The 12,465-nt window shown below is 40.9% G+C and carries 10 protein-coding genes; all 10 read right to left on the bottom strand.

Features of this window, described 5'->3' with window-relative positions; translation table 11 throughout:
• Positions 1 to 11: 11 nt before the first annotated feature.
• The 10 genes from JI666_RS01825 to uppS all read right to left on the bottom strand — a co-directional run bounded on the left by JI666_RS01825 (position 12) and on the right by uppS (position 12,439).
• Entirely contained in the window at positions 12 to 317 is a 306-nt protein-coding gene (locus JI666_RS01825) for a YlxQ family RNA-binding protein (RefSeq protein ID WP_136945520.1), read from the bottom strand.
• Positions 318 to 581, bottom strand: a complete 264-nt coding sequence (rnpM, locus tag JI666_RS01820) for an RNase P modulator RnpM (protein ID WP_349769291.1) — start codon at positions 579 to 581, stop codon at positions 318 to 320.
• Positions 582 to 611: 30 nt separating this feature from the next.
• Entirely contained in the window at positions 612 to 1,721 is a 1,110-nt protein-coding gene (nusA, locus tag JI666_RS01815) for a transcription termination factor NusA (protein WP_206888357.1), read from the bottom strand.
• A gap of 19 nt (positions 1,722 to 1,740) precedes the next feature.
• The gene (rimP, locus tag JI666_RS01810) at positions 1,741 to 2,211 is read right to left on the bottom strand and encodes a ribosome maturation factor RimP (protein ID WP_206888354.1); all 471 of its coding nucleotides are present in this window, start codon (positions 2,209 to 2,211) and stop codon (positions 1,741 to 1,743) included.
• A 158-nt stretch (positions 2,212 to 2,369) separates the two neighbouring features.
• Positions 2,370 to 6,659, bottom strand: coding sequence for a PolC-type DNA polymerase III (locus tag JI666_RS01805; RefSeq protein ID WP_206888352.1), 4,290 nt, complete (start codon positions 6,657 to 6,659; stop codon positions 2,370 to 2,372).
• A 76-nt stretch (positions 6,660 to 6,735) separates the two neighbouring features.
• The gene (locus tag JI666_RS01800) at positions 6,736 to 8,352 is read right to left on the bottom strand and encodes a proline--tRNA ligase (protein WP_206888350.1); all 1,617 of its coding nucleotides are present in this window, start codon (positions 8,350 to 8,352) and stop codon (positions 6,736 to 6,738) included.
• A gap of 45 nt (positions 8,353 to 8,397) precedes the next feature.
• Positions 8,398 to 9,651, bottom strand: coding sequence for an RIP metalloprotease RseP (gene rseP / locus JI666_RS01795; RefSeq protein ID WP_206888349.1), 1,254 nt, complete (start codon positions 9,649 to 9,651; stop codon positions 8,398 to 8,400).
• A gap of 15 nt (positions 9,652 to 9,666) precedes the next feature.
• Positions 9,667 to 10,815 carry a 1-deoxy-D-xylulose-5-phosphate reductoisomerase gene (locus JI666_RS01790; protein WP_206888347.1) on the bottom strand — a complete coding sequence of 383 codons (1,149 nt, stop codon included), beginning with the start codon at positions 10,813 to 10,815 and terminating at the stop codon, positions 9,667 to 9,669.
• 28 nt (positions 10,816 to 10,843) lie between these two features.
• A complete protein-coding gene (locus tag JI666_RS01785; protein ID WP_206888344.1) occupies positions 10,844 to 11,650 on the bottom strand; it encodes a phosphatidate cytidylyltransferase in 807 nt (268 codons plus the stop codon).
• Positions 11,651 to 11,671: 21 nt separating this feature from the next.
• Positions 11,672 to 12,439 (bottom strand): undecaprenyl pyrophosphate synthase, encoded by a 768-nt coding sequence (gene uppS, locus JI666_RS01780; protein WP_206888340.1) that lies wholly within the window; start codon positions 12,437 to 12,439, stop codon positions 11,672 to 11,674.
• Positions 12,440 to 12,465: the final 26 nt, after the last annotated feature.

The following is a 12,465-nucleotide window of genomic DNA, read 5'->3' as shown; positions in this document are numbered from 1 at the left end:
TCACCCCCGAGTTATTGATCGAGAATCGCAAAGAGTTTCTTCGCAAAGCCTGCGTCAGTAACGGCTATCGTGACTCGCTGAACTTTACCAATTGCATGGCCAAGTTCATATCGTCCTGTAACGGTACATACAGGCACTTTATAAGTAGTTGCTTTATCCGTTATTTTCTTTCTTGTGTTGTCAGATGCATCATTAGCTAATAAAATCAGTCTGGCATTCTTGCGTTGAATTTCTTTAACGACAAGTTCTTCTCCAGAAACGACTTTACCAGCGCGCTGAGCAAGTCCTAGAAGTGACTCCCAATTCTTACTCTTCATTTAATTTGACCGCGATTCTTGTAGGTCGGAATAGATATCTTCTGTCACTTCTGTTTTAAGATGAGCCGCTAATGAATTTCTCTTCTTGGCAAGCGCGAAGCACTCTTCATTATTGCAAAGATAAGCTCCTCGTCCATTCTTTTTACCCGTTTCGTCGATCGATATAACCCCTTCGGGTGATCGAACGACTCGAACGAGCTCCTTCTTTGGCTTCATTTCCTGACAGGCGACACATTTCCGCATCGGAATTTTACGTTTTTGCACGATGGACACCTCTCCTGATCTTTCAGTTGCTTAATCTAGCTCAGAGTCTTCTGAATCGTTCTCTTCAAAAAGCGGTGCTTCATCAGGACTGTATATCCCTTGCTCTTCCGCTTCTGATTGACTCTTAATATCGATTTTCCATCCTGTAAGCTTTGCTGCAAGACGTGCATTCTGGCCACGCTTCCCAATTGCAAGTGAAAGCTGATAATCAGGAACGATAACTTGAGTCATTTTGTTTTCTTCATCTACGTTTACCTTAAGTACTTTTGAAGGACTTAGCGCATTCGCCACGTACTTGACGATGTCTTCAGACCAGCTTACAATGTCGATTTTCTCGCCTTTAAGTTCGTTTACGATAGCTTGTACACGCTGTCCACGCTGTCCAACACATGAACCAACCGGATCTACTTCTGGATCTTCTGCATGAACCGCAATCTTAGAACGATCGCCAGCTTCACGGGAAATGGATTTCACTTCTACTGTACCGTCAAAGATTTCAGGCACTTCAAGTTCGAATAAACGCTTAAGAAGGCCAGGATGAGTACGTGAAACCATCACCTGAGGCCCTTTTGTTGTTTTCTCAACTTTCGTAACATAAACCTTTATACGGTCATGTGAATGATACGTTTCGTTCGGCATTTGTTCGCCTGCTGGGAGGAGAGCTTCAATACGTCCAAGGTCAACGTAAATAAAACGATGATCTTGACGCTGCACAATACCAGTCATGATATCATCTTCACGATCAATAAATTCACTAAAAATAATGCCTCTTTCAGCTTCACGTACGCGCTGTGTAACAACTTGTTTAGCTGTCTGAGCTGCAATACGACCAAAATTACGAGGTGTTACCTCAATCTCAACGATATCTTCTAATTCATATTGTGGATCAATATCCTTTGCATCCTCAAGAGAGATCTCAAGACGAGCATCTTCAACTTCTTCCACAACGTCTTTACGAGCAAATACGCGAATTGATCCAGTATCTTGATTGAAGTCAACTCTAACATTTTGAGCCTGGTGGAAGTTTCGCTTATATGCAGAAATAAGCGCAGCTTCAATCGCCTCAACAATAATATCCTTGCTAATGCCCTTTTCCTTTTCAAGAACGGTCAGCGCATCTAATAAATCACTACTCTTCATTTTTCATTCTCCCCTTTAACTAAAAAACAACAGCAAGCCTTGCGCTTGCAACTTTTTCAAAAGGTAATTCAACCTTCTTAACTCTCGTTTTCACTTTCTGTTCAATGACAACCGTTTCACCATTGAAGTCCGAAAGCTTACCTTCAAAGCTCTTCTCCCCATTAATGGGTTCATAGGTTGTCATATAGACTTGTTTACCTACTGCTTTTTCAAAGTCAGTCCGCTTCTTAAGCGGGCGCTCAGCACCAGGTGAGGATACTTCAAGGAAGTAAGGTTGCGTAATTGGATCATGTTTATCAAGCTGTTCGCTTAATTTTTCGCTAATTGTACCGCACTCCTCGATATCTACGCCCTGAGGAGAATCGATATAGACACGGAGAAACCAATTCTTTCCTTCCTGCGTAAATTCTATATCTACGAGTTCCAGGTTCATTTCATCTACTATTGGTTTTACTAGTTCTTCAGTTACCGTAATCACATTTTCAGTCATTGGTTGTCCTCCTTTCTGATCCTGTACAGCAGGGTCCCAATCGAAAACGAAAGAGTGGGATAGCCCCACTCTTCCGTCGCGTGTTTATTCACTAGTATTTCCACAATTACTATACCATACTCATATCACCAATTCAACAGAGAAGCGAACGCACTCCTCTAGAACAAACTGAGCTGATTGGCATCTGGTAAACCTTCAAGGCAGCCATGGTCATCAAGATACTCAAGAACAGTCTTAGAGATCTTACTTCGTTGCTGAAGATCTTCCTTCGAAAGGAATTCTCCACCTTCTTTAGCACTAACGATGTTAAGTGCTGCGTTCGTTCCAACTCCAGGTAAAGAGTTAAACGGTGGAATGAGTGTATCGCCATCAACAACGAATTCTGCTGCTTTGGATCGATACAAATCTACCTTTTGCATACGGTAACCGCGTTCTGACATTTCAAGTGCGATTTCCATAACAGTGAGAAGGTTCTTCTCTTTAGGAGAAGCATCCAATCCTTTTTCATTGATTTCCTCAATTTTCGCTCGAATCGGATTTGATCCTTTTGACATCGTATCGATATCAAAGTCATCTGCTCTTACCGTAAAGTAAGCAGCGTAGAAAAGAATTGGATGATGCACTTTGAAGTAAGCAATTCGAACGGCCATTAACACATATGCCGCTGCGTGAGCTTTCGGGAACATGTATTTAATCTTTAAACATGAATCAATATACCAATCTGGCACATCATGCTTCTTCATCTCAGCTACCCATTCTTCTTGTAGCCCTTTGCCTTTTCGTACAAACTCCATAATTTTAAAAGCAAGTGATGGATCAAGGCCTTTGTAGATTAAATAAACCATAATGTCATCACGACAACCAATTACTTCACTAAGGTTACAAGTACCAGCTTGAATCAATTCCTGTGCATTACCTAACCAAACATCAGTACCGTGGGAAAGACCTGAAATCTGAACGAGCTCAGAAAATGTACTAGGTTTCGTATCTTCTAGCATTTGACGAACGAATCGTGTTCCGAATTCTGGGATTCCGTAAGTTCCTGTTTTACACATAATTTGATCCTGTGTCACTCCAAGAGATTCCGTTCCACTAAAGAGCTTCATCACTTCAGCGTCATCTGTTGGGATGGTTTTCGGATCAATTCCACTTAAATCTTGAAGCATACGAATAACCGTAGGATCATCGTGCCCAAGTATATCAAGCTTCAACAAATTATCGTGGATCGAATGGAAATCAAAATGGGTTGTTTTCCAAGCGGATGTTTTATCATCTGCAGGAAACTGAATAGGTGAAAAATCGTAAATGTCCATATAATCAGGTACTACGATAATACCACCTGGATGCTGCCCAGACGTTCGCTTAACTCCAGTACACCCCGACACGAGACGATCAATTTCAGCCCCTCGATAGTGAAGGTCATGATCTCCCATATACCCTTTTACATAACCGTACGCCGTCTTCTCAGCGACTGTACCGATTGTTCCTGCTCGGAATACATTGTCTTCTCCAAACAATTCCTTCGTATAATTATGGGCACGCGGCTGATATTCCCCCGAGAAGTTCAAATCAATATCGGGTACTTTATCACCTTTAAACCCAAGAAACGTCTCAAACGGTATATCATGTCCGTCTTTTGTAAGAGGTACACCGCAATCTTCGCATGATTTGTCTGGAAGATCGAACCCTGATCCTACAGAACCGTCATCAAAGAACTGTGACTTCTTACAAGATGGACAAACATAATGAGGTGGTAATGGGTTCACTTCAGTAATTTCAGTCATAGTGGCAACAAATGAAGAACCTACAGACCCACGTGAACCAACGAGATAGCCGTCGTTTAGTGACTTCTTAACTAGCTTATGAGAAATCAAGTAGATAACGGCGAATCCATGGCCAATAATACTTTTTAGCTCTTTTTCAAGTCTCTCTTCCACTATTGTTGGCAGTTCATCACCATAAATGCTTCGAGCCATGTTATAGCTCATTTCACGCATTTCTTCATCGGCACCTTCAATTCGAGGTGTGAATAGATCATCTTTGATCGGTTTAATATCATCGATCATGTCGGCTACTTGCTGTGGTTTTTGTACGACAATTTCCTTCGCTTTATCTGCCCCAAGAAAATGGAAGCAATCAAGCATTTCGTTCGTCGTTCTAAAATGAACCTGAGGTAACGTTTGGCGATTTAATGGGTTACCCGCCTGTGCTTTAATAAGAATTTTACGATAAATATGATCCTCTGGCTCGAGATAATGAACGTTACCAGTAGCGACGACTGGCTTATTTAACTTCTCACCAAGCTTTACAATCTTACCAATAATTTCACGCAACGCCATTTCATCTTGAACAAGTTCTTTCTCGATTAAATGCATGTAATTTTGTGGCGGCTGCACTTCCAGATAGTCATAAAACTTCGCGATTTCCTCTACTTCTTCAGGTGACTTTTGCATCATCCCTTCAAAAACTTCACCCTTGTCACAGCCTGAACCGATCAGCAGACCTTCGCGGTACTTCTCAAGCTTGGAGCGAGGAATACGTGCAGTTCGGTAGAAATAATCAATGTGAGAAAGGGAAACGAGTTTGAACAAGTTTTTTAAACCTACGTCATTTTGCGCCAATATGATCGTATGCGATGGACGCGTACGTTGGAAACCAGTTTGCCCCATATTATCATTCAGCATATTGTGATTTGTAATTTCACGCTCAAGTGCATCTTTCACCAATTTCCACAATAAATACCCTGTTGCTTCCGCATCATATATCGCTCTGTGGTGCTGAGTAAGGTCGATATCAAACTTTTTACAAAGCGTATTTAAGCGATGGTTTCGCATTTCCGGATATAGAAAACGAGCAAGCTCAAGGGTATCAATTACTGGATTTGTTGCTTCTCCTAACCCAATATTACGTAACCCTACATTCAAGAAGCCCATATCAAAGCTAGCATTGTGAGCAACAAGAATGTCATCTCCCATAAATTCGTGAAAATCTTTTAAGACATCTTCAATTTCGGGAGCGTTCATGACCATATCGTCCGTGATACCTGTTAGTTCAATGGTTGTAGATGAAAGAGGGTGATGCGGATTAGCAAATCGCTCAAACTTATCAACGATCTCTCCATCTTTCAATTTCACTGCCGCTAACTCGATAATTTTATTATAAACAGCCGAAAGTCCGGTGGTTTCCACATCAAAAACAATGTAAGTGCCACTTTCAAGATCACGATCAGCTTCATTGTATGCCATCGGTACCCCATCATCGACAAGGTCTGCTTCTAAACCATAGATAACCTTTATACCGTTCTTTTGTCCTGCTGCATACGCATCGGGAAATGACTGTACAACATTATGATCCGTAATGGCGATAGCAGGATGTCCCCATTTAGCTGCTTGTGTAATCAATTCCCCTGTTGAACTGACGGAGTCCATTTGACTCATTTGCGTGTGAGCATGTAGCTCAATACGCTTTTCATCCTCAGGCGCCTCATCTACTCGTAAATCAGGTTTGATTTCAGTTAAATCGTTTCCGATCATAACAAGATCGCGTACAAACGTATCATTCTGGATCCCACCGCGTACTTTCACCCAGATTCCTTTCCTTACTGCTTCTAAAATCGGAACATCTTCTTTATCGCGGGAGAACATTTTCACAAGGATTGAATCCGTGTAGTCCGTTATTTTAAACGTTAATAGCGTTCGTCCACTTCTAAGCTCTTTCGTTTCAGCATGGAAGACATAACCTTGAACAGCTATACGTCGTTCTTCGTCCTGAATAGTTTCGATCGGTACTGGATCTTCTTTGATCTTGTAACCAATGACAAGAGAATCTGGAACGTTTTTACTTGAAGATTTATCTGCCTTTTCTTTCTCGATCAAGGCTTCCATCATTTTAGATTGATCTTCTTGTTGTTTTTGTTCAACAAATTTTTGATAATCCTGTTCTGAAGCTTTAACTTCTACTTCAAGCATGTACTTCGGAAATCCAGCGTGCGTATAACACTCTGACAAAGGACCAGATAGCTTTCGTCTTGCGATTGCAGCTTCCGTCTCATTACGAACCGTTACAATAAGCTTATTTCCACTTATTTTAGGCGTTTGACTTTTCAATACAGCTGTTAGGGAGGCGGAATGCTCCTTCATCAGTTCAGCGACATTGTCCCAGTATGCCATTGCTAATTCTTCATTACCTCCACTATCTGTAGAGATGCCATAAGTCACTGTTGCGATGTGCTTCAATCCATCTTGCAAGCGACTGCGAAACAGCTCATATATATGAAATGGAAGTACGTCAGGGAGGTGAAAATCAAAATGCCATTTTCTCGTCTCTTTATATACAGTTAGCTTTGAAATATAGCCCTCTTTAAAATATTCCTCAAACTTATCAGGAAACGATATTTGCTGAAGGAGCAGCTGAAGACGTTCTTTCCTTATCTTTAAATCCTGGTCCATGCAATTCTTCCTCCTTCTTAACCAATACACGAACGAAAAAAAAGGTGGAAGGTACCACAGGCACCTTTCCACAATTTTAGTTCATTTGTTCTAAAAGTTGCTGAAGTGTCGAGTTCAAGTTATCTACAGGCACTTCTATAGACTCCCCAGTATCTCTACGCTTTACTTCTACAATACCTTCGTTTGCTTTTTTACCAACAATAACGCGAAGTGGTAATCCAATCAAATCGGCATCTTTAAACTTTACACCCGCACGTTCCTTGCGGTCATCATAAAGAACGTCATGTTCATTCTTAAGTGAGTCATAAAGACGATCCGATAATGCGCTTTGATCTTCATCCTTCACATTAATCGTAATCAAATGAATATGATACGGTGTTACAGCAAGCGGCCAACGTAATCCATTGTCATCTGCATTTTGCTCTGCAATTGCAGCTAAGGTTCTTGATACACCAATACCATAACAACCCATGATAATTGGTTTAGCTTTACCACCTTCATCAAGGAACTTGGCTCCCATCGTTTCACTATAATTTGTACCGAGCTTGAACACCTGTCCAATTTCAATACCTTCAGCAAAGACGATTGTTCCGTTGCCATCTGGAGAAGGATCTCCTTCCTGGATGAAGCGGAGGTCTTCATAACGTTCAATGGAAAGATCACGGTCAGGGTTTACATTATGATAGGCATGTGCACCTATGATTGAACCATTGACTATAGTCTTAACCGCAGTATCTGCTATAATCTTACCTTCGAATTCCTTTAAATCTATATCTTCATTGTGAACTTCAACCATATTTGTTCCAAATAGGTTCTTTACCTTAATCTCGTTCAATACATGGTCGCCTCTTACAAGAACAGCAATCAAATCGTCTTCAACTTTCATAACAGTTGAATGAATTTGGCGATCTAAGGCAGTTTCAGCTTCACCTTTTGCGAATGGAGATTCAAGCTCATCTGACTTTTTGTACTGGACGTGAACTTCTGCCATTTCAATATTAGCCGCATAGTCAGAAGAATCACTATAAGCAATCGTATCTTCCCCAACACTAGAAAGAGCCATGAACTCTTCTGTATCTTTACCACCCATTGCACCGGAATCAGCAACAACTGGTCTAAAATTCAGTCCAAGTGTGGTGAAAATTTTGCTATAAGTCTTGTGCATTAGTTTGTATGCATCATCGAGCTGTTCTTCTGAAGAATGAAAAGAGTAAGCATCCTTCATAATAAACTCTCTTCCACGTAACAACCCAAAACGAGGACGTCGTTCATCACGATACTTGGTCTGAATTTGATAAAGTGTAACCGGTAGTTGTTTATATGAACTTAATTCATCACGAACAAGGCTTGTAATAAGCTCCTCATGAGTAGCCCCAAGAGCAAACGGACGACCGTGACGATCTTTCAGTCTCATTAACTCAGGACCGTATACGTTCCAACGACCTGTTTCTTGCCAAAGCTCAGCTGGCTGAATGGCAGGCATTAACAACTCCTGAGCGCCTGCATCATCCAACTCTTTTCGAATAACTTGTTCAATTTTCGTTAATACTTTTTTACCTAGTGGCAAATATGAATAAATGCCTGAAGCATTTTGACGTATAAAACCCGCTCGGACAAGGAGCTGATGACTTTTAATTTCGGCATCAGCTGGATTGTCTCGAAGGGTTGGATTAAAGTATTTAGATTGTTTCATAAACTGCACCTCATTTCATTCTTCAAAACGGGTTTTGCTACTCACTTATAAAAAGAACCGTTGGATATCATTCCATGTTACGACAAGCATGAGTAACATTAGGAACGAAAACCCTATAAAGTGTACAAGACTTTCTTTTTGTGGATCTATTGGCTTTCCTCTTAATGCTTCAACCCCTATAAATAGAAGTCTTCCTCCATCAAGTGCTGGAAGCGGAAGCAAATTAAAGATACCAAGGTTAATACTTAAGAAGGCTGCCCATCTCATTAGGACATAAAGACCTCCAGATGCAGCTTCTTCTGTGTAGCTATAAATTCCAACAGGTCCACTGAACGCATCAATGGAAAGCTGACCTGTAACCAATTGTCCTAGCCCAACGAAAATGGCTTTTGAAAACTCGATCGTTGAGGAAAAACCAAAGGCGATAGAATCAAAGAAATTCACTTCATAAGAAGGGGCAACACCAATTCGACCAACAGATTGATTTTCTGTAAGCTTCTGCTTCTCAGGTGTAATGGATAACGTAACGGCTTCGCCTTCTCGATCCACTTTAAACCCAAGCTGGTTGTTAGCATTGTCTTGAATGATTGAAGTCATTTTGTCCCAGCTCGTTATTTCCGTGCCGTTAATTTCTGTAATTACATCACCATTCATCATTCCAGCTTGTTCAGCTGGACTACCTTCTACAACTTCACTAACCTGGTTGGTTGGTGTTCCTTGTAATAATCCTAGCGCAATGAATATAACAATTGCCAATAAGAAGTTCATCACTGGACCTGCAAAAATAGCTAGGAAGCGATCCCATAGGGATTTTGAACCAAACTGACGATCAATTGGAGCGATTTGAAATTCAGATCCATCCATCACATAATGTGAAATTTCATCGATCTGGTAGGTCACCGCAGGCTCATCTTCACCTTCATATCCTTTGATATAAAGTCCACGCTCTAAATCGGCTTCTTCTACCGTTACTTCTTTTAAATTTGTGTAAGCTGATTTTTGATTGATGACAATCTTTTCAACTTTATTAGCGTTATTGAACAATAGCCCGACACGCTGTCCGGGTTTCAGTTCGATCATTTCGGGATCTTCTCCGGCCATACGAACAAATCCACCAAGAGGCAATAATCTTATTGTATAAACCGTTTCGCCCTTTTTGATTGTAAATAGCTTTGGTCCGAAGCCTATCGCGAATTCTCGGCATAGGATTCCTGCGCGTTTTGCAAGGAGCAAATGACCCAATTCATGGAAAAAGACAAGCGCTCCGAATATGATAATGATCGAAATCACAGTATTCATACCCACGTACCACCTTTATTTAATTAATGACTGAACTCGCAATCTTGTTTCAGAATCAATTTCAAGAATTTCGTCAAGCGAAGCATGTTGAATGCTATTATGATTTTCCATCGCTTGTTCTACGAGCTCTTCGATCGTTAAGAAATCAATTTTACCTTCGAGAAATGCTGCAACAGCGGTTTCATTAGCTGCATTTAGGACAGCTGGTAATGAACCACCAGTACGGCCAGCTTCGTAAGCAAGCTTTAACGCACGGAATCGGTCAAAATCCACTTTTTCAAAGTGAAGCTTGCCAACTTCCCATAAGTTTAACCGTTTTGCATTTCTGATTTCAAGTCGATCAGGATAGCTTAGTGCATATTGAATCGGAATTCGCATATCCGGAGTACCTAGATGGGCCATTACACTACCGTCTATGTACTCTACCATTGAGTGTATAATGCTTTCTTTGTGAAGAAGAACATCTATCTGATCATATGGTGTTCCAAACAACCAGTGTGCTTCAATCACTTCAAGCCCTTTATTCATCATTGTAGCTGAGTCAATCGTAATTTTTGCTCCCATTGACCAGTTAGGATGATTCAGCGCGTCATGTACGCTTACACCTTCTAATTCATCTCGTTTTTTGTCGCGAAAACTACCGCCAGAAGCTGTCAAAATCAAACGCTCCATTTGCTCCTGCTTTTCTCCATTCAAACATTGAAAAAGAGCTGAATGTTCACTATCGACAGGAAGTAATGCTGATCCATGTCGCTTTGCTGCTTCCGTTACTAAATGTCCCGCGGTTACGAGTGTTTCTTTGTTAGCAATTGCGATGGTTTTACCTTGTTCTATAGCAGAAAGTGTCGGTGAAAGACCAATACTACCTAGAATGGCGTTAACAAGAACTGTTGTATCAGGATGACAGGCCACTTCTAACAGACCTTCTTCTCCAAAAACAATCTTTGTTTTTCTTGAAATAATTCTCCTAAGTGATTCCGCATCTTCCCTGTGCTGAACCGATAGTAACTTTGGATGAAATTCTTCTGCAATTTCAACTGCTTTTTCAACGTTTTTTCCTACCGAAACGGCAACTAGGGAAAACAAGTCAGGGTGCATTCTCACGATATCAAGAGTCTGAATTCCAATGGAACCAGATGCTCCTAGTAAGCTGATTTTCTTCAAACGACCTGTTCCTCCAATCTACTTAGTTTTAAACTAAGTTAAGTAAATGAAGAAGGGGGAGAACGAAAATAAGGCTATCAAATCGATCAAGTATCCCTCCATGTCCGGGTAAAATGCTGCCAGAATCTTTCACACCATAATGGCGTTTAAAAGCAGATTCAACGAGGTCACCAATTTGACCAAAAACAGACGTTAGAACAGAGACGACAATGACCGTAATCATTGATTCATAAACTGGGTAGATTAGCTGAAAAACAACTCCTACCACTAACGCCATTACAACTCCACCAATTGCTCCTTCAACGGTCTTATTAGGAGATATATGTGGCCAAAGTTTCTTCTTTCCTAATGATCTCCCTACAAAGTACGCACCAGAATCAGATGCCCATATTAGAAAGATAATAAAAAACAGGTGCACCATACCATCCAAATTGCTATCTCCTAAATAACGTGTGGCTGTAAAATAATAGAAACCTAGACCAACATACAGGGATGCCATCATGATGAATGAACTTTCATCAAAGCTATATTTATTCTTTGTAAGAACAGTCATCGCTAGAAGGATGAGCAAGCCAAAGAATAGCAAATCGATTTTAGTAAAGACGGATGATGTAAGGGCTGCAATCCAGGAATCAGGCATTACTAGAACCCAGGTCCCCGTAATAGCCAGTAAGCCTGGAAGTGATACTAAAGTGATTTTCTTCATTAATAGCAGTTCAATCATTCCAATTGTAGCTACAAGTGCCATTAGAATAATGAACGGCCAGTCTCCCAAAATGATCATACCTAACAATAGGGCGCCAAAAATCACACCCGTAATAACACGTTGTTTCATTACGTTAATGTCCTCCTACACTTACACCCCACCGTAACGTCTTCCTCGTCGCTGATATTCCTGCACAGCCTCAAGAAAATGATGCTCTGTAAAATCTGGCCACAACACTTCAGTAAACCACAGTTCAGTATAAGCTAGTTGCCAGAGCATAAAGTTACTTAAGCGAATTTCGCCGCTTGTCCGTATTAATAGGTCAGGATCAGGATATTGGCTACTGAGTAAATACGAAGAAATCTTTTCTTCAGAAATGTCTTCCTCAGTCAGTATCCCCTTTCTAACGTCACTTAATAACCTTTGCATAGCCATTTTCATTTCGTGTCGACTTCCATAATTCAGCGCAAAATTAAGAATGAGTCCAGTATTGTCTTTCGTGTCTTCAACTGCCTTACTTATGGCTTTGAACGTGTGGGGGGGTAGTTGCTCTCGTTCTCCCATTATTCTAACTTGTACATTCTGCTCAATTAATTCTGGCAGATGGCTAAGTAGAAACTGTTCTGGGAGTTTCATTAAAAAGTCTACTTCCTCTTTCGGTCGCTTCCAATTCTCTGTTGAAAAGGCATAAAGCGTCAGGTAATTAACTCCAAGATCGTTAGCCTTTCTTACAATCTTCTTAACGACCTTCACACCTTCACGGTGGCCAGCCACACGTGGGAGACCTCGTTTCTTCGCCCAGCGTCCATTGCCATCCATAATGATCGCAATATGTCCTGGGATATTAGCAGATGTGTTTATTTCAAAATGTTCCTCATCTTCATTCTTTCTCATCCAGTTCGAGAACTTCCCAAGCATTGCAAATCCTCCATTGTGTCACTTAC

Source organism: Bacillus sp. NTK071 (assembly GCF_017303315.1).
Taxonomy (GTDB): Bacteria; Bacillota; Bacilli; order Bacillales; family Guptibacillaceae; genus Guptibacillus.
Note: the sequence above shows the minus strand (reverse complement) of the source record. Positions and strands in the feature narration are given on the sequence as shown.

Excerpts from the sequence above, each read along its gene's own strand:
- JI666_RS01825 (WP_136945520.1), bottom strand. The coding sequence starts at position 317 with ATGAAGAGTAAGAATTGGGAGTCACTTCTAGGACTTGCTCAGCGCGCT.
- nusA (WP_206888357.1), bottom strand. The coding sequence starts at position 1,721 with ATGAAGAGTAGTGATTTATTAGATGCGCTGACCGTTCTTGAAAAGGAA.
- rimP (WP_206888354.1), bottom strand. The coding sequence starts at position 2,211 with ATGACTGAAAATGTGATTACGGTAACTGAAGAACTAGTAAAACCAATA.
- JI666_RS01805 (WP_206888352.1), bottom strand. The coding sequence starts at position 6,659 with ATGGACCAGGATTTAAAGATAAGGAAAGAACGTCTTCAGCTGCTCCTT.
- JI666_RS01800 (WP_206888350.1), bottom strand. The coding sequence starts at position 8,352 with ATGAAACAATCTAAATACTTTAATCCAACCCTTCGAGACAATCCAGCT.
- rseP (WP_206888349.1), bottom strand. The coding sequence starts at position 9,651 with ATGAATACTGTGATTTCGATCATTATCATATTCGGAGCGCTTGTCTTT.
- JI666_RS01785 (WP_206888344.1), bottom strand. The coding sequence starts at position 11,650 with ATGAAACAACGTGTTATTACGGGTGTGATTTTTGGCGCCCTATTGTTA.
- uppS (WP_206888340.1), bottom strand. The coding sequence starts at position 12,439 with ATGCTTGGGAAGTTCTCGAACTGGATGAGAAAGAATGAAGATGAGGAA.